A 22,654-nucleotide genomic window follows, 5' to 3' on the forward strand; every position below is an offset into this window, starting at 1 on the left:
GGCGCTGTCGCGGATGACTTTGCGCCCTGCGTCACTGCAGCACCTCGTCCAGCCGGCCCGCTCGCCAGGCCTCGGCGACTTCACGCCGCCTGATCTTGCCGCTGCTGGTGCGCGGAAGGGTCCCGCTGGGCAGGATGCGGATTTCGTTCAGTTCTATACCCCAGGCGCCGGCGACGGCGCGGCGGATCAGCTCGCCCGCCGACGGTTCGTCCGCGACCCGCGCGCGCCGCTTCAGCTCGATCAGCAGCACGGCCTTTCCGGTGTCCAGCTCGTCCGGCATCAACGCCGCCGCCGCCATCGGATTGAGCGCCGAATCCTGCTCGCCGGCCAGCCATTCCACGTCCGTCGCAGGCACCTTGCGGCCATTGGCGAACAGAAGGTCCTTCAGCCGACCCGTGACATAGAGCCAGTCCCCCTGCCGCACGGCGATGTCGCCGGTTCTCAGCCACGTCCCCGAGGTTTCGTCGTCCGCAAGAACGGCGCGGAAGGTGGCCTCAGTTTCGGCAGGTTCGTTGTGATATCCAACCGCCACCGAGGCGCCGCGCAGCCAAATCTCTCCGGCCTGCCCCTCGCCGACGCCGCGCCGCGTGTCGGGATCGACGAGGCGCAGATTCTCCCGCATCGCCGGCGCGACGCGACAGGGCTCGATGTCGCCGCATCCCGCCGGAGGCGCCCCCTTGTCAGCATCGAGCGCCGGATTTCCTCCGGCCGCCATCAGCGTGTACTCGGCCAGACCGTAGCTGCCGAAGACCGCATCCGGCTTGAGTCCATACGGCCCGAAGCGCGCCCGGAAGGCGTTCATCAGCGCCGCCGGAACCGGCTCGGCCCCGCAGAAGGCGCTGGTCCAGCTGGAAAGATCGAGCCCGACGCACTGTTCGTCGGTCACCTGCTCCAGACAATGGGAATAGGCGAAGGCGGGGCCGCCGCTCATGGTCACCCCGTGTTCGCCGATCAGCCGCAGCCACCGCTCCGGCCGCTGGATCATGTGCAGTGGGTCGAGCAGCACGGTCCGCCCTCCGGCGAGGATCGGATAAAGGATGCCGCCCATCAGCCCCATGTCGTGGAAATGCGGCAGCCAGCTCAGGAAGACGCCGCGCTCGTCCATTCCCCAGGTGTCGTTGGCGAGCTCAGCATTGGCGACGATATTGGCCCCGGACAACTTCACAGCCTTGGGCGCCCGGGTCGATCCGGAGGTATATTGCAGGATCGCCGGAGGTTCTTCTCCGACCGGGGCCGGTTCGTCACTCGCACACCGCGGCCGCAAGCCTGAAACCGTCGACAGATCGACCACAGGCGCCGCCAGCTCCGCACCGGCGAGCGCCGTCTCCACGCGACCCCGCCAGTCCTCCGGGCAGAGGATCGCCACGGGTGCGCAATCCCGGACGATGGCTGCAAACCGCGCCGCGGGAACGCCCGGTCGAGGGGGAGCCAGGGCGGTGACTGTGAATCCGGCATAGATCGCGCCGAAGAGCATGGCGACGAAGTCCGCTCCACACGGCATCACCAGCGCCAGTGGGCCGTGCGCGGGTGAGAAGGCGCGCGACAGGACTGCGCTTCGTTCCAGCGCGGCTTCGTGCAGATCGAGCCCTGAAAAAACTCCGGTCGCCTGGCTTGCCCGCGCGCCGCACACCGTCACGACGGGATGATCCGGCCGTTCAAGAAGTCTCCGCCGAAGCTCCTCGGCCAGTACGCCCGCGCACCACATACGCGTGTTCTGTAGTGATTGCGGGCGACGCTCAAGGCCGACGTTTACCCTATGCACAGGCGACGACAACGGCCTTGGAATCCTGCGGTGCGCTTCACCAGCCGTCACCGCTTGGTTCGCCTGCCGATTGCCGTTACGCCTTTGGGTGAAGCGGGTCGCAATGGACCGGCGGGGGCGGATCATGGGCGACGACACCACCAAGCTGCATCGCAGCCTCTCCGCCGGGCAGTTGTCGATGATCGCCATCGGCGGCGCGATCGGCACCGGCCTGTTTCTGGGCAGCGGTTTCGCCATCAGCACCGCGGGCCCGAGCGTGCTCGTCAGCTATCTGATCGGCGGCGTGATCTCGTTGCTGCTGATGGGCGCGCTGGCCGAGATGACGGTCGCCGATCCCGCCGCCGGATCGTTCGGCGTCTTCGCCGACCGCTACCTGGGCCCGCTGGGCGGCTATGTGATCCGCTACGCCTATCTGGCGGGCATCATCCTGGCCGTCGGAACCGAGGTGACGGCCATCGCCATCTATATGAAATTCTGGTGGCCGGCCGTGCCCGGCCTCTATTGGATCCTCGGCTTCTCGGCCGCCCTGATCGCGGTCAACGCCTTCGACGTCCGGGTGTTCGGATCGGTGGAATACGTCCTGTCGCTGATCAAGATCGTCGCCATCGTCGGCTTCATCCTGCTGGGCGCCTGGTGGGTGTTCGGTTCCTCCCCCCTGCCCGGAGCGGGCCTGCAGAACTACACGGCCGACGGCGGCTTCTTCCCGCACGGCCTCGGCGGCATGTGGGTCGCGGTGATCATCGCCATCTTCAGCTATTTCAGCATCGAGATGATCGCCGTCGCCGCCGGGGAGGCCGCCGATCCCGAACGCGCCATCGTCCAGGCCTTCAAGGCCACCATCGCGCGGCTGCTCGTCTTCTACATCGCCACAATCGCCCTGATGCTGGCCATCGTGCCATGGGCGCGGGCCGGCGAAGGCGGCAGCCCCTTCATCATCGTCATGGCGGCCAGCGGCTGGCCGGCCGCGGCGGGGGTCGTCAATCTCGTCATCCTGATCGCGGCCCTGTCGGCGATGAACAGCCAGCTCTACGTCGCCTCGCGAATGCTGTTCGGACTGGCCGAGGCCGGCCATGCGCCCCGCGCCCTGGCCCGTGTCAGCCGCGCCGGCGTCCCCCGCCGCGCCCTGGCCGTCACCTCGCTCGGCATCGCCTGCGCCGTCGCCGTCTACGCCGCCCGCCCCGAGACGGCCTTCACCCTCATGATCTCGGTCGCGACCTGCGGAGCCATGGTGACATGGATGCTGATCTTCGTGACCCATGTGGCCTATCGGCGGAAGCATCAGCCGGAGCCCGGCCGCTTCCGCATGCCGGGCGGACAGTGGACCAGCCTGCTGGGCGCCGTGCTGATGGCCGCCATCCTGATCACGACCGCCTTCACCGAGGCCTTCCGGATGACCCTTGTGGTCGGCGTTCCCTGCTTCGCCGTGCTGCTGCTGATCTGGTGGCTCAGGCAGCGTCTGCGGCGGGGCGGCGTTGCTGAATAACGGAATGAACTCGCCCCCGAACCTCGCCCGCGATGGCTGGCGATTCTGGATCGACCGGGGCGGCACCTTCACGGACATCGTCGCCCGCGCGCCGGACGGCCGGCTGGAGACGCGCAAGCTTCTCTCCGACAATCCGGAGCAGTATGCCGACGCCGCAGTCGAGGGCGTGCGCCGCATCCTTGGTGCGGAGCCCGGCCCCCTGCCGGCCGGGCGGGTCGCGGATATCCGAATGGGCACGACCGTGGCGACCAACGCCCTGCTGGAGCGCAAGGGCGAGCCGACCTTGCTGGCGATCACACGGGGTTTCGGCGACGCCCTGCGCATCGGCTGGCAGAGCCGCCCAGACATCTTCGCCCGCCACATCGTGCTGAACGAGCAGCTCTACGATCGCGTCATTGAGATCGGCGAACGCGTGCGGGCCGACGGGACCGTCGAGCGCGCCCTCGACGAGCAGAGCGCCCGCGCCGACCTGTCCGCGGCCCATGCGGCGGGCCTTCGCGCCGTCGCCATCGTCCTGATGCACGGCTGGCGCTTCACGGACCACGAGACACGGCTGGCGGAAATCGCCCGCGAGGTCGGCTTCGAACAGGTATCGGTGAGCCACGAGGTCGGAGCCCTGATCAAGCTGATCGGGCGCGGCGACACCACGGTAGCGGACGCCTACCTGTCGCCGATCCTGCGGGCCTATGTGGATCGCGTCGGCGACGATCTGGGCGAGGCGACGCCGCTGCTGTTCATGCAGTCCAGCGGCGGCCTGACGGCGGCCGGGGCATTCCGGGGCAAGGACGCCATCCTGTCGGGACCCGCCGGCGGCGTGGTGGGCATGGCGCAGACGGCCAAGTCAGCGGGGTTCGACCGCGTCATCGGCTTCGACATGGGCGGCACCTCGACCGACGTGTCGCATTTCGCCGGAGACTATGAGCGGACGTCCGACGCCGTGGTGGCCGGCGTCCGGCTGCGCGCGCCCATGCTGGGCATCCACACCGTGGCGGCGGGCGGCGGGTCGATCTGTCGCTTTGACGGATCACGGCTGAGGGTCGGTCCCGAGTCCGCCGGCGCCGTGCCGGGCCCGGCCGCCTACCGGCGCGGCGGCCCGCTGACCGTCACCGACTGCAACGTCATGCTGGGCAAGCTGAGGCCCGACCAGTTCCCCTCTGTGTTCGGCCCGGACGGCGACCAGCCGCTGGACGCCGACGCCGTGCATGAGAAATTCGACGCCCTCGCCGCGGAAGTGTCCGCCGCCACCGGTCGCCCGACCACGCCCGAGACGCTGGCCGAAGGCTTCATCACCATCGCCGTCCAGAACATGGCCGAGGCGATCAAGTCGGTCTCGATCCAGCGCGGCTATGACGTGACCCGCTATGTCCTCAACTGCTTCGGCGGCGCGGGCGGCCAGCACGCCTGTCTCGTCGCAGATGCGCTCGGCATGACGCGGGTGATGCTGCATCCGTTCGCAGGAGTTCTGTCCGCCTACGGCATGGGGCTGGCCGAGGTGCGAGCGATCCGCCAGGCCACGGTGGCGGCGCTGCTCGGTCCCGACGGCGACTTGGCCCTGCAGCATCGCGCCGACTCCCTGAACGCCGAAGCCCGCGCCCTGCTTGTCGCCCAAGGTTTCACGGAGTCCTCGGTGACAACGGTCGTGAGGGCGGAGGTCAAGTTCGCCGGCTCCGACACCCCCCTGTCGGTGCCGTTCGGCCCTGCGGTCGAGATGCGCTCGGCATTCGAGGCCCTGCACCGCCTGCGCTTCGGCTTCTTCGCGCAGGACAAGGCGCTGGTCGTGGAAACGCTCGAGGCCGAAGCCGTCGCCGCCTCGGCCCAGACCTCGGCCGTCCCTTCCCCCGCCGCCGTCACCGGTGGAGCTACACCAGTTGCCCGCGCCCCCGTGCGGATGGCGGGCGTGGAGCACGACACGCCCCTCCGGAACCGCGTCGACCTCGGTCCCCGCGCCTCCGTCGACGGGCCAGCGATCATCCTCGAAGACACCGGCACTACGGTGGTCGAGCCCGGCTGGCGCGCCACGACAGACGAGGCCCTGAACCTGATCCTGACCCGCATCGCGCCCCCGCCGCCCCGCACCGCGCTTGGAACCGAGGCCGATCCGATCCTGCTCGAAGTGTTCAACAGCCGGTTCATGGCAGCGGCCGAACAGATGGGCGAGGCGCTGAGGGCGACGGCGTATTCGGTCAACATCAAGGAGCGGCTCGACTTCTCCTGCGCCGTGTTCGACGCGGGCGGCGCCCTGATCGCCAATGCGCCGCACATTCCGGTCCACCTCGGCTCGATGGGCGAGAGCATCCGCACCGTGATCCGCTCGCGCGGCGGCGCGGCGGACGGCCGGGGCATGCGGCGCGGCGACGTCTATATGCTGAACGCCCCCTACAACGGCGGCACCCACCTGCCCGACATCACCGTCATCATGCCGGTCTTCCTCGATGCCGATGCAACGCCTGCCTTCTTCGTCGCCGCCCGCGGTCACCATGCGGACGTGGGCGGAATCACCCCCGGCTCGATGCCGCCGACGTCCAGGACCGTCGAAGAGGAGGGCGTACTGATCGACGATTTCCTGCTGGTCGACGCCGGCCGGCTCAGGGACGCGGGGACCCGCGCCCTGTTCGCTTCGGGCCGCTATCCCTCACGGAACGTCGAACAGAACCTCGCCGACCTGAAGGCCCAGATTGCCTCCTGCGCGCGCGGCGCCGACGAGCTGACGCGGATGGTCGCCGAGTTCGGACGCGAGGTCGTCGCCGCCTATATGGGCCACATCCAGGACAACGCGGAGGAGGCCGTCCGCCGGGCCATCGCGGCCCTGAAGCCCGGCGCCTTTGCGCTGGAGATGGACGACGGTGCGGTCATCAAGGTCCGTATCGACGTGGACGCCAAGGCCCGGAGCGCGGTGGTCGACTTCACCGGGACCAGCGACCAGCGCCCGAACAATTTCAACGCCCCGCTGTCGATCACCCGGGCGGCGACGCTCTACGTTTTCCGCACCTTGGTCGACGACGCCATTCCGCTGAACGAGGGTTGTCTGAAGCCGATCCGGCTGATCGTGCCGGAGGGGTCGATGCTGAACCCCCGCTATCCGGCCGCGGTCGTGGCCGGCAATGTCGAGACCAGCCAAGCGGTGGTGGACTGCCTCTACGGCGCCCTCGGCGTGCTCGCCGCCAGCCAGGGGACGATGAACAATTTTACCTTCGGCGACGACACCCGGCAGTATTACGAGACCATTGCCGGCGGCTCGGGCGCCGGCCCCGGCTTCGGCGGCGCCTCCGCGGTCCAGACCCACATGACCAACAGCCGCCTGACCGATCCAGAGGTGCTGGAGACCCGCTTCCCGGTGCTGCTGGACTCGTTTTCCATCCGTCGGGGTTCCGGCGGCGGCGGCGCCAACCGGGGCGGCGACGGTGCAATCCGGCGGGTCCGGTTCCTTGAGCCTCTCACGGCGGCGATCCTGTCCAATCACCGCCGCACCGCGCCCTTTGGGATGGCGGGGGGCGAGGACGGGGCGACCGGCGCCAACCGGGTCGAGCGGACCAATGGCGCGGTCGAGGTGCTGCCCTCCACCGCCGAGGTCGCAATGGCGGCCGGCGATGTCTTCGTCATCGAGACTCCAGGCGGCGGGGGCTACGGCAAGGCCTGAGCCCAAGGCCGCGAAACCGCTTTCCACCGCCCGCTCAGGCAGACTAGCCTCGCGCCGCAGGGACGGGGGACAAAATCCATGTGGGTGTTGCTGGGCATAGGGGTGCTGGTCGCCGGCTTCGTCGCGCGGCTGAACCCGCTGGCCGTGATCCTCGTCGCGGCGGTGGTCACCGGCGTGGCCGCCGTGATCGCGCCCGGCGTCAGCCCCGCGGACCTGTGGCGGGCGGCGCTCGACACGGTCGCCGCCTTCGGCAAGGCCTTCAATGACTACCGCTACATCAGCGTCATCTGGCTGGTGCTGCCGCTGATCGGACTGCTGGAGCGCTACGGCCTGCAGGAGCAGGCGCGGGCCTTGGTCGGCAAGGTGCGGTCCGCCACCACCGGGCGCATCCTGCTGGCCTATTTCATCCTGCGCCAGATCAGCGCCGCCTTCGGCCTGACCAAGCTGGGCGGCCACCCGCAGATGGTCCGGCCCCTGATTGCGCCCATGGCGGAGGCTGCGGCCGAGACCCGCCTCGGCGTCCTGCCCGACGCGCTGCGTTGGAATATCCGCGCCCACGCCGCGGCGGTCGACAACATCGCGCTCTTCTTTGGCGAGGACATCTTCTTCGCCATCGCCTCCATCCTGCTGATCAAGGGATTCCTCGAGGCCAACGGCATTGTGCTGGAGCCGTGGCAGCTGGCGGTCTGGGCCATCCCCACCGCCGTCATGGCCCTGCTCATCCACGGCGCGCGCCTGATCCAGCTGGATCGCACGATCGGCCGGGAGGGCGGCCAATGATCACCCTCGACTGGGTCTACATCTTCGCCGGCCTGACCTTCGCGGGGTTCTCAGCCCTGACCGTTCTCGACCGCGATCACCCGCGGCGGTTCGGCACGGCGGCCTTCTGGGGCCTGCTGGCCGTCAGCTTCCTGTTCGGCTCCTATCTGGGAGACCTCGGCAACGGCTTGCTGGTCATCGCCTTGGCGGTGCTGGCCGGGTTCCGCCTGTTGGGCCAGAGCCATCCTGCGACCACCACCCCGGCTGAGCGTGCCGCCAGCGCGGCCCATAGAGGCAACTGGCTCTTCCTCCCGGCCCTGATGATCCCGCTGATCGCGGTGCTGGGCGTTCTGGTGCTGGAGAAGGTATCCGTCTTCGGCACGCCCCTGTTCGGCGCCGAGCAGCCGACCATCATCGCCCTCGGCCTCGCCGTCACCGTCGCCCTCATCATGGCCATGGCCTGGCTGCGGCCGCCGCTTCTCGCCCCCCTGCAGGAAGGGCGGCGGCTGATGGATTCCGTGGGCTGGGCCGGCATCCTGCCGCAGGCGCTGGCGGCGCTGGGGGCTGTCTTCGTCATCGCCGGCGTCGGCGACCGCATCGGGGAGTTGTTCGCCACCTACCTGCCGCTGGACCACCGCTTTCTGGCGGTGCTGGCCTACTGCCTCGGCATGGCGCTGTTCACCTTCATCATGGGGAATGCCTTCGCCGCCTTCCCGGTGATGACAGCGGCGGTCGGCCTGCCGCTGGTGGTGATGCAGTTCGGCGGCAATCCAGCCATCGTCTGCGCCATCGGCATGCTATCGGGCTTCTGCGGCACCCTGGCCACGCCCATGGCCGCCAACTTCAACGTGGTGCCGGCCGCTCTACTGGACCTGCCCGACCGCGACGCGCCCTTCAACGGCGTCATTCGGGTGCAGCTGCCGACCGCCGCCGCCCTGCTCGCGATCAACACCGCCCTCATGTATCTGCTGGCCTTCCGTTTCTGAGCATGACCCAGCGCCTGACGCCCGAAATCGCCGCCCTCTACGCCCGCACCGCCCTGGGCCATGTCACGCGCGAATACCCGAACAAGATGGACCACGTGCTCGCCGGCCCCGGCGACGTTCAGGGCCCGCGCGCGCTCCACCCGATCTTCTTCGGCAGCTTCGACTGGCACTCCTGCGTCCACGGCTGGTGGACCCTGTTCACCCTCGCCCGGCTGTACCCCGACAGGCCCGAGGCGGCAGACATCCGGTCGTTGGCCGATCAGCTGTTCACCCCTGAGAACGTCGCCGCCGAGACGGCATATCTCGCCCGCCCCGGGAGCCGCGGGTTCGAGCGCCCCTACGGCTGGGGTTGGCTTCTGATGCTGTCGGCGGAGCTGGAACGGCATGGCGACGGTCGCTCCGATGTCCTGCGCCCCCTCACCTTGGCCTTCGTCCGACGCTTCACAGACTTCCTGCCGCTGGCGGATTATCCGGTGCGGGTCGGGACCCACTACAACACCGCCTTCGCCCTGCGGCTTGCGCTCGAATATGCCGAGACTGTGGACGACGCCTCGCTTTCCACCCTGTGTCGCGAGCGCGCCCTGCGTTGGCATTCGGCCGACCGGGACTGCCAGGCGTGGGAGCCGTCGCAGGACGAGTTCCTGTCGCCGGCCCTGATGGAGGCGGTGCTGATGCGCCGGGTGCTGGAGCCTGACGCCTTCGCCCTCTGGTTCGAAGATTTCCTGCCCCGGCTCGACCGCCGCGAGCCCGCCAACCTGTTCCAGCCCGCGGGAGTCAGCGACCGCTCGGACGGCAAGATCGCCCATCTGGACGGACTGAACCTGAGCCGCGCCTGGTGCTGGCGCGAGATTGCCGCCGCGCTGGACGAAACCGATCCCCGCCGCGCGATCGCACAGGAGGCCGCCGGGGTGCATCTGGACGCCGCCCTGCCCCATGTCACCGGCGACTATATGGGCGAGCACTGGCTGGCCAGCTTCGCCCTGCTGGCGCTGCTGGCCGGGGACTAACGGCGAACCCGCCCGGAACGGGGTCTGCCGTGCAACTCTTATCAGCGCGATGACCCGCCGCCCTGACACCGGCCACGATCCCGAGCCTCCGGCTGCCCACCGGTCCGACTGGCTCATCGGCCTCGGGCTCGATCGCGCCGGCGACCGCCTCAGCCTCATCCTTCAGGCGACCGATCCGCACGGACCGCCCCGAACCGGCGCCTATGCGATCTCACTGTCCGACCACCGGAGCTGGTTCGACCTCTTCGCTGACCTGGCGCGAGAGTACGGAACTCGACCGGCCAAGGCCGTCGCCCCGATCAACCGGCCACCCCATTCCTCGGTGCGGCCCGTCCTCACCCGCAACCTCACGGACAGGATCCTCTACGGCTACGGCGATCCGGCGGTGACGCGGGTGGATGCGCCGGACGGCTCCACCCGCTGGTGGCTGTACGTCACCTCCAACGACGCCCCCGACGCCTTCCCGATCCTGAGTTCGGACGATCTGGAGTACTGGCGGCCCGAGGGCTTCGTCTTCCCCGAGGGCGCCGCCCCGGAATGGACCCGGACCGGAGCAAACCACGCCGACTTCTGGGCGCCTGAGATGCACCGGGTCGGTGAGGAATACTGGGTGTGCTTCGCCGCCCGCGAGCGGACGGGCGCCCTCGCCATCGGCATGGCAAGGGCGTCCCACCCGGCCGGGCCGTTCACGGCCGGCGACGCGCCGCTGCTCAGCGGCGGCGTCATTGATCCCCACATCGTCATGGACCCCGACGGCGAACCCTTCCTCGTCTGGAAGGAAGACGCAAACGACCGCTGGCCGCCCCTGCTGGCCACCTTGCTGAACCACGAGCCGCGGCTGATCAGTCGTCTGTTCGATCAGCCCCGCGACCGCCGGACCGCGGAACTGTGCAGCCGCCTTCTCGTGCTCTTCCCCGACGCCGCGCCGATGGAGGTCTTCTTCATCCTCCAGCCGATGATCGACGCGGCGGCGGATGACTTCCCGGCCTTCCGCGCCCGACTCTCCGAAATCTCCGACGACCCCGCCCTCGCCCCTGACCTGCGTCAGCTCGCGCGGGAGGCGCACGAGGCCACCGAGACCGCGATCCGCGCCCGGCGCCTGACCCCCGACGGCTCGGCCCTGACCGGCGAAAGCGCGGTGATCCTGCGGAACGACCAGGCATGGGAGGCCCATCTGATCGAGGGGCCGTGGATCACTCGCATCAAAGACGTCTACGCCCTGTTCTACGCCGGCAACGACTTCTCGACGGACCGTTACGGACTCGGCGTCGCCGTGGCCGAACACCCGCTCGGCCCCTACCGCAAGGCCGCCGAGCCACTGCTTCGATCGACCTCCGCATGGACCGCGCCGGGCCACCCCTCGATCACGACAGACGCGGATGGTCGCCCCCGCATGTTCCTGCACGGCTTCCACCCCCGAGACGCCGGATACAAGGTGTTCCGCGCCCTGCTGACGGCGCAGGTCCGCCTGGAAAACGGCGAAGTCTGCATTGGCGAGTAACGGCTACGCTATTGGTCTGTGTGACCATCAATCCACAGTGTCGAAATTCGTCATAGGGCCTGTGGATTGACCCGACTCGGCCGTTCCTGTTGGGGTTCCATTCATCATACGGGTGGCTATATCGGCGACAGTTCGAGTGTGGAGGGTCGAGTGACCCAAGTCAGCTATTCAGACCTGTACGACATCACCCATCACCGTGGGTATGACGAGGACATCCTGGTCGGTGATCTCGTCCGGACGGGCCCCAACCTCTTCCCCCATTTCACCGTGATCGCGGTCAACGGCGACAAGGCCTGGGTCCGCAATGTGCAGACCGGCGTCGACGGTCTGGCGGAGCTGGTTCGCTGCCGCAAGATCAACGGTCCGACCACCGCGGCCGCCGCCGCGGATTGAACCAACCCGCATCTTTCCTGTTCTGAAGCTGTCCATCGGGGACGCGACGACGGGAGGACGCCATCTCAGCCTTCATGTTCGCCACCGGGATCGAGAACTCGATCCCGCGCATCAAGAACGGCTCCGTGCGGGTCGATCAGATGGAGGCGTGCGGCCACTACAAGCACTGGCGCACGGACTTTGACTGTGTCGAGGAGATGGGAATCCGGTTCCTGCGCTACGGCCCCCCGCTGCACACAACGCTGCTCGGGCCGGGCCGTTATGACTGGTCGTTCGCGGACGAGACCTTCGGCGAGCTGAGACGGCGTCGGATCATTCCGATCGTCGACCTCTGCCACTTCGGCGTGCCCGACTGGATCGGTGACTTCCAGAACCCCGACTTCGCCATCCATTTCGAGGCCTATGCCGAGGCCTTCGCCCGGCGCTTCCCGTGGATCCAGTTCTACACCCCGGTCAACGAGATGTTCATCTGCGCCACCTTCTCGGCGCGCTACGGCTGGTGGAACGAGCAGGGCACGACCGACTTCACCTTCGTCACGGCCCTGAAGAATATCGTGAAGGCCAATGTGCTGGCCATGGAGGCGATCCTCGCCGTCCGCCCGGACGTCATCTTCATCCAGAGCGAGTCGTCGGAATATTTCCACGCCGAGAACCCGGCCGCGATCAAGCCGGCCGAGCAGATGAACTGCCAGCGGTTCCTGACCCTTGACCTGAACTACGGCCACCGGGTCGATTCAGGGGTCTACGAGTTCCTGATGGACAACGGCATGACGCGCGAGGAGTACCATTTCTTCCTCGGCCGCCGGCTCCGCCAGCACTGCATCCTGGGCAACGACTACTACTGGACCAACGAACATCGCGTCCGCGCCGACGGCTCGACGTCGGCGTCCGGCGAAATCTTCGGCTACAGCGAGATCACCCGCCAGTACTACAACCGGTATCGGCTACCGGTCATGCACACCGAGACCAACATCTCCGAGGGGCCGAACGGCGACGAGGCGGTGAACTGGCTCTGGAAGGAGTGGGCGAACGTCCTTCGCGTGCGCAACGACGGCGTGCCGACGGTCGGATTCACCTGGTACTCCCTGACCGACCAGATCGACTGGGACACCGCGCTGCGCGAACAGAACGGGCGGGTGAACCCGCTGGGGCTCTACGATCTCGACCGCAACATCCGCGCCGTGGGCCGGTCCTACAAACAACTCATCAAGGACTGGGCAGAAGTCCTGCCCACCCAGAGCGTCTGCCTCAGCGTCCCGATCGTGCCGCCCGAAGAGTTTGGCGACGACCATTCCATCGCCCAGCAGCGCGAGGCCGCCCAGCAGCGGCGCGAGGAACTCCGCATTGTCTGACCGCCCGGAACTTTTCGTCCGGTGATGAGTTGGCGGACGGGCGGAGAGCGACATGAATTTAGCGACCGGGCATATTCTGAACGACGGCGATGTGGTGGTTACGGACGCCGATCCGGGCGGCCGCTACACCGTAGTCGCCGTTCACGAGAGCAAGGCCTGGATCCGCGAACTGGCCGGGGAACGTGAGATGATCGTCGATCACCACCGCTGCGCGCCCGCCCTCCTGCTGAACTGATCAGCCTTTCCGGTTTTTCCAGGCCTGCACGAACGCCGCCGCCGCGTCGCCCGGCTCGGCCGCGCTGCGTCCCGGCTTGAAGATCGCCGATCCGATCCCGAAGCCCGAAGCTCCCGCGCCTACCCATGTCGGCACGCTCGCTGGATCGACGCCCCCCACCGCATAGACGCGCGTCGCCGCCGGCAAGACTGCTCGCACGGCCTTCAGCCCGCCGGGACCGGCGATCTCGGCCGGGAACAGCTTCAGCACATCGGCCCCCGCACCGAGAGCCACGAACGCCTCCGAAGGCGTGAAGAAGCCCGGCATGGACAGCAGCCCCGCCGCCTTCGCCGCCCGGATGACCTCGGCGTTCGTGTTCGGCGAGATGACGATCTGGCTTCCGGCCCTGGCGACGTCCGCCACCGCCGTGGGCGTAAGCACCGTGCCGGCTCCGACCACCGCCCGGCCGTCCAGCGCATCGCGCAGCCGCCGGATGCTATCGAGCGGCTCGGGCGAGTTCAGCGGCACCTCCAGACACCGGAACCCGGCGGCGACGATCGCCTCACCGACCTCCACCGCCTCGTCCGGCTTCAGCCCCCGCAGGATGGCGACGAGGGGCAGGTCGTCGAGAATGGCCAGCATCTCGGCGTCGGTCATGTGCGGGCCTCCCAAATGCGCCAGAGGCCGCGGGCGGTGACCTCCGCGGCGTCATGAATGTCGGCATGGCCAAGGCCCGCGATCTCCATCGCCCGAGCATAGCGCCGCGTCAGGGCTGCGGCTCCGATGAGCGCCAGCGCCTGCCCCCTCGCCTCGTCGGCCTGGGCCGCGATCTCCGCGCCGATCAGCAGGCCCGACAGATAGTCCGGCGCCGTCTCCGGCGTCAGCCGTCCGGCCAGAAAACCCACGCGAACCGAGAACAGCGCCGCGCTCAACGCCGGTTCCGCCAGCCCCCGCTCGACTCCCCGTCGGAACGCTGCGTCGTCAGGCCGTGTGTCAGTCCCGCCGCCGGTCAGGATCGTCCCCTCCTGGACCGCCGCGTAGAGCTCTCCGGTGGCGAAGGTCCGGAAGGCTGCAATCCGCCCGATCTCCAGCCGCACCCATTTGCTGTGCGTGCCGGGAGCGATAGCCCATCCGTCTACACCGGCATCCATGAGCCCCATCATCTGGGTCTCCTCGCCGCGCATGACGTCCGAGAGGCCTCCCGGCCCCATCTCTGCCACCCCCGGCACGATAAAGACCTCGCGCTTTGGGTCGGGCCTCACCAGCGCGGCGGCGAGATCGGTCAGCGACGCCGGGCAGGGCGCGTACGGCGCCTCCAGCCACCGCCCCTTCGCGCCCGCCATGCCGCAGATCAGCACCGGCGCCTCCGCCAGCCAGTCTCCCGCGACCTCCTCCAGCACACCGGCGAAGGCATCGCTCGTCAGTTCGCCGGCCCCGCGCGGATCGGCGCGCTCTTCCAGCACCCTTCCGCCCACCGCGAGCCGCATCACCCGGACATTGCTGGTGCCCCAGTCCACCCCGATGAGGGCGGTCGTCTCCAGTGCGGACGGGGAATGGGAGATGGCGGCCTCCGGCGCTCAGGTGCAGCAGGCAAAGTGCGTGAACCCGCGCAATGTTCATCCCTCGCGATCAGCCTGAACCCGACGACGCAGCCGGCGTTCACATCAGCACCGGCGGCGGCCCTGAACCGCGCGACGTCGAGCGAGGGAACAGGCATGGCCGCCATCTATCCGGACCTGTCAGGCAAGGTCGTCATCGTCACCGGCGGCGCGGGCGGCATCGGCGAGGCCATTGCCCGCAGCTTTGTCCGTCAAGGCTGCAAGGTCGGCGTCCTCGACCTCGACGCCGAACGGGGCCGCAGGCTGCAAGAGGAACTGGCCGATGGTGACGGAACCCTCCGCTTCGCCGCCTGCGACCTCACCGACATCCCGGCTCTCAAGGCCGCCATCGCAGATCTGCGCGCCGCCCTCGGCCCCGTCGACGTCCTGATCAACAACGCCGCCAACGACCAGCGGCATGCCACCCTCGAGGTGACGGAAGACTACTGGGACGGCCGCATCGCCGTGAACCTGCGCCACCAGTTCTTCGCCGCCCAGGCCGTCCTGCCCGACATGATGGAGAAGCAAGGGGGCGTGATCCTCAACATGGGATCGAACTCCTGGATGATCGGCCAGGGCGGCATGGCGGCCTATACCGCCTGCAAGTCCGCGGTGCTTGGCCTGACCCGGTCGCTGGCGCGCGACTTCGGACCCCACGGCGTGCGGGTCAACGCCGTCGCCCCCGGCTGGATCATGACCGAGCGCCAGCTTGAACTCTGGGTCACGCCGGAGACCGAGAAGGAAATCTACCAGCGCCAGTGCCTGAAGCGGAAACTGGTCCCCGACGACATCGCCCGCTTCGTCGTCTTCATGGCGTCGGAGGACGCCGGCGCCTGCACCAACCAGCACTATGTCGTCGACGGGGGCTGGGTCTGATGGCCGACAAGCCCCTGCGCTCGCGGGCGTGGTTCGACAATCCGGACAACCCGGACATGACCGCCCTCTATCTGGAGCGGTATCTCAACTACGGCCTGACGCGGGGCGAGCTGCAGTCTAACAAGCCGATCATCGGCATCGCCCAGACCGGCTCCGACCTCGCCCCCTGCAACCGACACCACCTCGTCTTGGCCGAGCGGGTCCGCGACGGCATCCGGGCGGCGGGCGGCATCCCCATGGAGTTCCCGGTCCACCCGATCCAGGAGACCGGCAAACGCCCCACCGCCGGGCTGGACCGCAACCTGGCCTATCTGAGCCTTGTCGAGAGCCTCTACGGCTATCCGATCGACGGCGTCGTCCTGACCATCGGCTGCGACAAGACCACCCCCGCCTGTCTGATGGCCGCCGCCACGGTCGACATGCCCGCCATCGCCCTGTCGGTCGGCCCCATGCTGAACGGCTGGCACGAGGGCAAGCGCACCGGCTCTGGCACCATCATCTGGAAGGCCCGCCAGATGCTGGCGGCCGGCGAGATCGACTACGACGGCTTCCTCGAGCTCGTGGCCTCGTCCGCACCGTCGGTCGGCTACTGCAACACCATGGGCACGGCGACGACGATGAACTCGCTGACCGAGGCGCTGGGCATGTCCCTGCCCGGCTCCGCCGCCATCCCCGCGCCCTACCGCGAACGGGCGCAGGTCGCCTTCGAGACCGGTCTGCGCATCGTCGACATGGTGCGCGAGGACCTGAAGCCATCCGACATACTGACCCGCGACGCCTTCCTCAACGCCATCGTCGTCAACTCGGCCATCGGCGGCTCGACCAACGCCCCCATCCACCTGACCGCCCTCGCCCGCCATGTCGGCGTCGACCTGCCGCTCGGAGACTGGGAGACCCACGGCCTGCATGTGCCGCTGCTGGTCAACCTCCAGCCCGCCGGAGAGTATCTGGGCGAGGACTATTTCCACGCCGGCGGGGTACCCGCCGTGCTCGCCGAACTGATCGGCCAGAACCTGATCCACACCGATGCCCTGACCGTCACCGGCCGCACCCTCGGCGAAAACTGCGCCGGCAAGACCAGCATCCTGCCCGACGTCATCCGCCCCTTCGGCGATCCGGTGAAGACCGAGGGCGGGTTCAAGATCTTCACGGGCAACCTGTTCAACTCGGCCATCATGAAGCTGAGCGTGATCAGCCCCGAGTTCCGCAACCGCTACCTGTCCAACCCCGACGACCCGAACGCCTTCGAAGGAGAGGCCGTCGTCTTCGATGGTCCCGAGGACTACCATCACCGCATCGATGACCCGGCTCTGGGGATCACCGAGACCAGCCTGCTGTTCATGCGCGGCGCCGGCCCTATCGGCTATCCGGGCGCGGCCGAGGTCGTGAACATGCGGCCCCCGGCCTATCTGATCAAACAGGGTGTCCACGCCCTCGCCTGCATCGGCGATGGGCGGCAGTCGGGGACTTCCGGATCGGCCTCGATCCTCAACGCTTCGCCCGAGGCGGCGGCAGGCGGCGCCCTGGCCCTGCTGCGCACGGGCGACCGGGTTCGCATCGACCTCAACACCGGCCGCGCCGACGTGCTGATCCCGGATGAGGAACTGGCGGAACGGCGCGCGGCGCTGGAGGCGGGTGGCGGCTATGCCTATCCGCCCCACCAGACGCCCTGGCAGGAAATCCAGCGCGGCATGGTCAGCCAGCTGGAGACGGGGGCGGTGCTCGAGCCCGCCGTCAAATACCGCCGCATCATCGACCGCTTCGGCCCGCCCCGCGACAGTCACTGACCTGCTGGGCGGCTACAGCTTCACCAGCGACGGCGGCAGGCCCGGCGTCTCCATCCGCATCCTGAACAGTCCACCCAAGGTCGGCTGCTCAGCCCGCCGATGCCCGTTCGCCAGCCAGGCCGTGGTGCAATACAGCGTCCGCAGGTCCTCGCCCCCGAACGCCGGCTTGGTCACCGTCACCACCGGGAACGGGATCACGCCCAGCCGCTCCCCCTCGGGCGAGTAGCGCGCCACCCCCGAGCCGTTGAACAACCCGACGTGCAGCACCCCCGCCGAGTCCACCGTCAGCCCGTCCGGGTACCCATCCTCTACCTCCACGAACAGCCGCTTGCGGCTCAGCACTCCAGCCGCATGGTCGAAGGCGTAGATGCGCCGCTCCGTCGTATCGTTGTGATAGAGCGTCCGCCCGTCCGGGCTCAGCGCCGGCCCGTTGGTGACCCGATAGCCGTCGTCGTGCCTCGTGATCTCGCCGCGATGATAGCGATACAGCGCCCCCGAAACCGTCTCCTCGCTGTCGTCCATCGAGCCGAACCACAGCGACCCGTCGGGCGCGACGAAGCCGTCGTTGAGCCGGTTCTGCGGCCGGTCCGGCTCGACCTCGGCGATCCTCTCGAACACGCCCGTCGTCGGATCGAACCGGTGCAGCCCGGTCCGCACGCCGCAGACCAGGGAGCCGTCCTCGGCCGGCAGGGCGAACCCCGTCTGATCCGGCGTGTCCCAGGACGCCCGCGAGCCGTCCTCGCCATAGCGGTGCAGCTTCCGCCCCTTGATGTCCACGAACCACAGACACCGGTCGCGCGCCGACCAAACCGGCCCCTCGCCGAGTTCGGCCTGCAGGTCCCAGACGAGTTCAGGCTGTTCCGGCATGCGGGCTCCGATCAGCGGGTGAAGAAGCGAAACCGGATGCGGTTCCGGTAGACCTGCCCCGGCTCCAGCCGGATCGAGCCGAAGGCAGGCTGGTTCGGCGTGTCGGGAAACATCTGCGGCTCCAGCACCACCGCATCCCCCTGCCGGTACAGACGCCCCGACTTCCCGGCCACCGTCCCGTCTAGGAAATTGCCCGAATACATCTGCACCCCCGGCTGATCCGACGACAGCTCCATCACGCGCCCGGACACCGGATCCTCCAGCACCGCGATGACGCGCGGCTCCGCGGCCGGCTCCCGGCTCACCACCCAGTTGTGATCATAGCCCCGGCCGATCGCGATCTGCTCGTCCCCCGCCTCCCGCACCCGCAGCCCGACCGGCGTCGGCGCGCGAAAATCGAACGGCGTGCCCTCCACCGATCGGAACTCCCCTGTTGGAATCGCGGTGGCGTCTGTCGGCAGAAACTCGTCCGCGAACAGGGTCAGACGATTCCCCATCGCCCCTTCCGGCGCGCCCTCCCCGGCCATGTTCCAGTAGGCGTGGCTGGTCACGTTCACCACCGTCGGCCGGTCCGTCGTCGCCGTGTAGTCGATGGCCAGCACACCGCCGGCTCTCAGACTGAAAGCCGCCGTGACCGTCAGTTCACCCGGATAGCCTTGGTCGCCGTCGGGACTGACGCATCGAAGCGTGACGCCCGGCTCGTCACCGTCGCGCACCTCGACGATGTCCCAGGTCCGCCGGTCCAGCCCCTCCGCCCCGCCATGCAGCGAGTTCGGTCCGTCGTTCGTCGGGACCTCGTACGTCTGACCGTCCAGCACAAACCGCCCCCGCGCCACCCGGTTTGCCACCCGCCCGACCGTCACGCCCATGTAGGCCGTGCTGGCGAGGCATTCCTCCAGCGACGAGAAGCCGAGCGCGACATCGGCCATCCGTCCCTCACGGTCCGGCACGATCACGGACTGGATCGCCGCCCCCAGGTTGAGGATGCGAACCCTCACCCCCGCTGCGTTGGTGAGGGTGACTGCCTCCACCGCTTCGCCGGACGGTGTCACGCCGAACTCCGCTCGCAAGGCGCCTGCGGCAGACTGAGAGTCAGGATGCATCGGAAGCCTTCGGACTGCCCGTCGCCGCCGGCTTCAGCCGCGGCCCGACAGCACAACCCTTTGCGCGCCGCCGGGTTTCGCTACCTCGCCAGCCGCGAAGAGTCGGGCCGCTCCACCGGCCGCAGCTGCGGAACATCGCAACGCTGCTCCCGGCAATGCCACATCAGCCTCAACAGCAGGCCGGCGAGCGACAACAGCGCCCCGCCGCCCAGCGCCGCCCGCACAGCCGGATCGGCATCGGCCTGCATCCACGACGCCGCCGCCAGCAGGCTGAGACCAAGGATCGAGAACAGATACGCCGCCGTCTTGAGCACTTTTTACTCCGTCATCGGATGGATTTCGCGAACCGCGCAGAGCCGGAACTGTTCCCGAGCCGGCGATGCCGCGTCATACGACGGCTCTCCGTGGCCTTCCCGACATAGGAACCGACGCTACGCCACCCGCTTTAGAGGCTCTCGAAAGGAGACGCCCATGGCGGAATTCACGGTCAAATTCATGGGGATCGGAACAGCGCCCCTTCGCGCCGAGCGGCTCTCGGCGCCCAATGCGCACGAGGCCCGGCAGGTGGCGGCGCAGCGCATCGGCTCAAGCCGCACCTTTGCCCGCGCCCTGGTCTACGAAGGCGCCGACCTCCGCTTCGAAATCGACAAGACAGGGTACAGCCGTGCCGCTGTTTGAGAACGAGGCCCGGCCATACCGGGAGCTGCTTCTCAGGGCCGAGCAGCTGCGCTACCGCGCCTCTGAGGCGCCGACGCCCCGCGTCCGTGAAAAGCTGAGCCATCTCGCCGGCCAGTACGAAGCCATGGCGCGGCGCGGCCTCGAAGCAGGGCCCGACCTGTGACCGGCCCCACTCTGGTCCCCTTCCCCCAGCAGGAACTGTCGCGCTTTCCAACCAGTTACGCAGAACCTGAGCAGGAGAATTCTATGTCGGACGCGCGGCGGGTGCTGGTCACGGGCGGAGCGGGCTACATCGGTTCGCATACGGCCAAGGCGCTGGCCAAGGCGGGCCATCTGCCGGTGGCCTTCGACGATCTGAGCAACGGCCATACTGAAGCGGTGCGCTGGGGCCCGCTCGTCATCGGCGACGTGCGTGATCCGGCGGCAGTCGAGGCCTGCATGCGCGAGCACCGCATCGACAGCGTCATCCATTTCGCCGGGCTGATCGAGGTCGGCCGCTCGGTCGTCGAGCCCGACATCTTCTGGGACGTGAACCTGAACGGCGTGGCCTCGGTGCTGAACGCCATGCGCGCCTGCAATGTGGATCGCCTGGTCTTTTCGTCGACCGCCGCCGTCTACGGACAGCCCGACGTCGCCTCGCTGGACCCGCTGGCCGAGACCCTGCCGACCCAGCCGATCAACCCCTATGGCGACAGCAAACTCGCCGCCGAACGGCTGATCGCAGCCCATGCCCGGGCCTTTGGCGTCAAGGGCATCGCCCTGCGGTATTTCAACGCCTGCGGAGCCGATCCCGACGGCGAGATCGGCGAAGCGCACCAGCCCGAAAGCCATCTGATCCCGCTGGCGATCGAGGCCGCCCTCGGGCTCGGTCCGGCGCTCACCGTCTTCGGCCAGGACTTCCCCACGCCCGACGGCTCCTGCATCCGCGACTACATCCATGTCGCCGATCTGGCCGACGCCCATGTGCGGGCGCTCGGCGCCGATGTGGGCGACGAAGGCTTCGCCGCCATGAACCTCGGCGTGGGCCGGGGCCGCTCGGTCCTCGAAGTCATCGAGGCGGTCAGCGCCGCCGTCGGCCACGCGACGCCGTATTCCGTGGGCCCCCGGCGGCCCGGCGACCCCGCCTGTCTGGTGGCCAATCCGGAGCGTGCGCAAGCCCGCCTCGGCTGGACGCCCCGCTACACCGATCTGGAAGAAATCGTCGCCACCGCCGTGGCGTGGCGCCGAGCGCCGGCGTTCGGCCCGAGGCTGCTCGACAGCCCGAAGGAGGTCGCGTGATCGCACCGGAGCTGTGGGGCGGACACGAATGCACCGTGAACCGGGTCGAGGACCGCTGGCGCGACCAGTCGCATCTGTCCGGCCACCACGACCGCATCGAGGATCTCGATCGCTTCGCCGAACTCGGCCTGAAGGCCCTGCGCTATCCCGTGCTGTGGGAGCGAACCGAGTTGCAGCCCGAGCGGTTCGACTGGTCCTGGCCAGACGAGCGGCTCGCCCGAATGCAGGCACTCGGCCTGCGTCCGATCGTCGGCCTGACGCATCACGGGTCGGGACCGGCATGGACCGATCTGCTCGATCCGGCCTTCCCCGTCGGTCTGGCCCGCTATGCCCGCGAAGTCGCCCGGCGCTATCCCTGGGTGCGCGACTGGACGCCGGTGAACGAGCCGCTGACCACCGCCCGCTTCAGCGCCCTCTATGGCCTCTGGTATCCGCACCGGCGGGACGAAGGCCAGTTCTGGCTGGCGCTCCTGAACCAGATCGACGCCGTCCGGCTGTCGATGCGCGCCATCCGCGAGGTCAATCCGGAGGCCCGCCTGATCCAGACCGAGGACTTCGGCCACACCTGGGGCACGGAGCCCTGCGCGACCCAGGCGAACTTCGAGAATGCCCGCCGCCTGATGACCTGGGACCTGCTGACCGGCCGCGTCGTGCCGGGGCACCCCGTCTGGTTGCGCATGGAAGCCTATGGTCTGGGCGCTCGCCTCGACGCCATCGCCGAGGATCCCTGCCCGCCGGACGTGCTCGGGCTCAACCACTACGTCACCAGCGACCGCTTCCTCGATCACAGGCTGGAGCACTATCCGCCGCAATTCCACGGAGGGAACGGCGAGATCGCCTATGCCGATGTCGAGGCGGTGCGGGTTCTGGCAGATCACCCGTCCGGCTGGGGGCGCAGCATCGCGGCCTTGTGGAACCGCTACCGGCTGCCGATCGCCGTCACCGAGTGCCACCTCGGCTGCACCCCCGATCAGCAGCGGCGCTGGCTGGCGAACTGCTGGCACGCGGCGGTTCAGGCGCGCTGTGACGGCGTCGATCTGGAGGCCGTGACGGTCTGGGCCCTGCTGGGCAGCCATGACTGGGACAGCCTGCTGACCCAATGGCGCGGCAGCTACGAACCCGGCGCCTTCGATGTCTCGACAGGCGAACCCCGCCTCACCCCGCTTGGCGAACTCGTGAAGGAACTGGCGGCAGACGGGGCGGTTCACTGCGATGAGCCGGGATGGTGGGAGCTCGATCAGCGACTGCTCTATCCCCCCGCCCACGGCGGCGCGCTAGTGTCCGGAAACCGACATTAGCCTGATCAAAAGCCTCGGCATTTCAACCAGATGGAACCATTCTGGCGAAATGCCGTTGCCGGTACTTCACTTTCG

21 protein-coding genes are annotated in these 22,654 nt (G+C 68.7%); 15 read left to right on the forward strand and 6 right to left on the reverse strand.

The genetic code is table 11. From position 1 onward, the window contains the following. Positions 1-31: 31 nt before the first annotated feature. A complete protein-coding gene (locus tag GGQ87_RS00470; protein WP_342448278.1) occupies positions 32-1,999 on the reverse strand; it encodes an AMP-binding protein in 1,968 nt (655 codons plus the stop codon). On the opposite strand from GGQ87_RS00470, the gene GGQ87_RS00475 reads away from it, so the two are divergent. The 9 genes from GGQ87_RS00475 (at position 1,887) to GGQ87_RS00515 (ending at position 13,115) form a co-directional block, all read left to right on the forward strand. Next, positions 1,887-3,245, forward strand: coding sequence for an amino acid permease (locus GGQ87_RS00475; protein ID WP_209282364.1), 1,359 nt, complete (start codon positions 1,887-1,889; stop codon positions 3,243-3,245). The genes GGQ87_RS00470 and GGQ87_RS00475 overlap by 113 nt on opposite strands. Positions 3,246-3,249: 4 nt before the next feature. After that, positions 3,250-6,882, forward strand: a complete 3,633-nt coding sequence (locus GGQ87_RS00480) for a hydantoinase B/oxoprolinase family protein (protein WP_168044774.1) — start codon at positions 3,250-3,252, stop codon at positions 6,880-6,882. A 78-nt stretch (positions 6,883-6,960) separates the two neighbouring features. Continuing rightward, positions 6,961-7,662, forward strand: coding sequence for a DUF969 domain-containing protein (locus GGQ87_RS00485; protein WP_168044775.1), 702 nt, complete (start codon positions 6,961-6,963; stop codon positions 7,660-7,662). Beyond that, a complete protein-coding gene (locus GGQ87_RS00490; protein ID WP_168044776.1) occupies positions 7,659-8,627 on the forward strand; it encodes a DUF979 domain-containing protein in 969 nt (322 codons plus the stop codon). The genes GGQ87_RS00485 and GGQ87_RS00490 overlap by 4 nt, the downstream gene beginning before the upstream one ends. Before the next feature lie 2 nt (positions 8,628-8,629). Next, positions 8,630-9,634, forward strand: a complete 1,005-nt coding sequence (locus GGQ87_RS00495; protein ID WP_168044777.1) for a DUF2891 domain-containing protein — start codon at positions 8,630-8,632, stop codon at positions 9,632-9,634. A gap of 49 nt (positions 9,635-9,683) precedes the next feature. Next, positions 9,684-11,135: a family 43 glycosylhydrolase gene (locus GGQ87_RS00500; RefSeq protein ID WP_168044778.1), complete on the forward strand. Its 1,452-nt coding sequence runs from the start codon at positions 9,684-9,686 to the stop codon at positions 11,133-11,135. Positions 11,136-11,285: 150 nt separating this feature from the next. After that, entirely contained in the window at positions 11,286-11,528 is a 243-nt protein-coding gene (locus tag GGQ87_RS00505) for a hypothetical protein (protein WP_168044779.1), read from the forward strand. 74 nt (positions 11,529-11,602) lie between these two features. After that, positions 11,603-12,880 carry a family 1 glycosylhydrolase gene (locus GGQ87_RS00510; protein ID WP_168044780.1) on the forward strand — a complete coding sequence of 426 codons (1,278 nt, stop codon included), beginning with the start codon at positions 11,603-11,605 and terminating at the stop codon, positions 12,878-12,880. A 52-nt stretch (positions 12,881-12,932) separates the two neighbouring features. Further along, entirely contained in the window at positions 12,933-13,115 is a 183-nt protein-coding gene (locus GGQ87_RS00515) for a hypothetical protein (protein WP_168044781.1), read from the forward strand. On the opposite strand, the gene GGQ87_RS00520 is transcribed toward GGQ87_RS00515, so the two are convergent. Both GGQ87_RS00520 and GGQ87_RS00525 read right to left on the reverse strand, forming a co-directional pair. Then, positions 13,116-13,751 carry a 2-dehydro-3-deoxy-6-phosphogalactonate aldolase gene (locus tag GGQ87_RS00520; RefSeq protein ID WP_245161385.1) on the reverse strand — a complete coding sequence of 212 codons (636 nt, stop codon included), beginning with the start codon at positions 13,749-13,751 and terminating at the stop codon, positions 13,116-13,118. Then, the gene (locus GGQ87_RS00525) at positions 13,748-14,611 is read right to left on the reverse strand and encodes a 2-dehydro-3-deoxygalactonokinase (protein ID WP_209282365.1); all 864 of its coding nucleotides are present in this window, start codon (positions 14,609-14,611) and stop codon (positions 13,748-13,750) included. Before GGQ87_RS00525 ends, GGQ87_RS00520 begins: the two co-directional genes overlap by 4 nt. Before the next feature lie 198 nt (positions 14,612-14,809). Between GGQ87_RS00525 and GGQ87_RS00530 the strand changes: the two genes are divergently transcribed. Continuing rightward, positions 14,810-15,568: an SDR family NAD(P)-dependent oxidoreductase gene (locus GGQ87_RS00530; protein ID WP_168044782.1), complete on the forward strand. Its 759-nt coding sequence runs from the start codon at positions 14,810-14,812 to the stop codon at positions 15,566-15,568. Then, positions 15,568-17,355: an IlvD/Edd family dehydratase gene (locus GGQ87_RS00535; RefSeq protein WP_168044783.1), complete on the forward strand. Its 1,788-nt coding sequence runs from the start codon at positions 15,568-15,570 to the stop codon at positions 17,353-17,355. Before GGQ87_RS00530 ends, GGQ87_RS00535 begins: the two co-directional genes overlap by 1 nt. 12 nt (positions 17,356-17,367) lie before the next feature. On the opposite strand, the gene GGQ87_RS00540 is transcribed toward GGQ87_RS00535, so the two are convergent. The 3 genes from GGQ87_RS00540 to GGQ87_RS00550 all read right to left on the reverse strand — a co-directional run bounded on the left by GGQ87_RS00540 (position 17,368) and on the right by GGQ87_RS00550 (position 19,639). Further along, positions 17,368-18,222: an SMP-30/gluconolactonase/LRE family protein gene (locus tag GGQ87_RS00540; protein ID WP_168044784.1), complete on the reverse strand. Its 855-nt coding sequence runs from the start codon at positions 18,220-18,222 to the stop codon at positions 17,368-17,370. An 11-nt stretch (positions 18,223-18,233) separates the two neighbouring features. Continuing rightward, the gene (locus GGQ87_RS00545) at positions 18,234-19,274 is read right to left on the reverse strand and encodes a galactose-1-epimerase (protein WP_209282366.1); all 1,041 of its coding nucleotides are present in this window, start codon (positions 19,272-19,274) and stop codon (positions 18,234-18,236) included. Between the two features lie 131 nt (positions 19,275-19,405). Then, on the reverse strand, positions 19,406-19,639 hold the full coding sequence (locus GGQ87_RS00550; protein WP_168044786.1) for a hypothetical protein: 234 nt from the start codon (positions 19,637-19,639) through the stop codon (positions 19,406-19,408). A gap of 157 nt (positions 19,640-19,796) precedes the next feature. Between GGQ87_RS00550 and GGQ87_RS00555 the strand changes: the two genes are divergently transcribed. From GGQ87_RS00555 to GGQ87_RS00570, 4 genes are all read left to right on the forward strand, one after another. Continuing rightward, positions 19,797-20,003 (forward strand): hypothetical protein, encoded by a 207-nt coding sequence (locus tag GGQ87_RS00555; RefSeq protein ID WP_168044787.1) that lies wholly within the window; start codon positions 19,797-19,799, stop codon positions 20,001-20,003. Next, entirely contained in the window at positions 19,990-20,166 is a 177-nt protein-coding gene (locus GGQ87_RS00560; protein ID WP_168044788.1) for a hypothetical protein, read from the forward strand. The genes GGQ87_RS00555 and GGQ87_RS00560 overlap by 14 nt, the downstream gene beginning before the upstream one ends. An 83-nt stretch (positions 20,167-20,249) precedes the next feature. Next, positions 20,250-21,281, forward strand: coding sequence for a UDP-glucose 4-epimerase GalE (galE, locus tag GGQ87_RS00565; RefSeq protein ID WP_168044789.1), 1,032 nt, complete (start codon positions 20,250-20,252; stop codon positions 21,279-21,281). After that, positions 21,278-22,579 (forward strand): glycoside hydrolase family 1 protein, encoded by a 1,302-nt coding sequence (locus GGQ87_RS00570; RefSeq protein WP_245161386.1) that lies wholly within the window; start codon positions 21,278-21,280, stop codon positions 22,577-22,579. Before galE ends, GGQ87_RS00570 begins: the two co-directional genes overlap by 4 nt. Positions 22,580-22,654: the final 75 nt, after the last annotated feature.

This window comes from Brevundimonas alba (genome assembly GCF_011927945.1).
Taxonomy (GTDB): Bacteria; Pseudomonadota; Alphaproteobacteria; order Caulobacterales; family Caulobacteraceae; genus Brevundimonas; species Brevundimonas alba.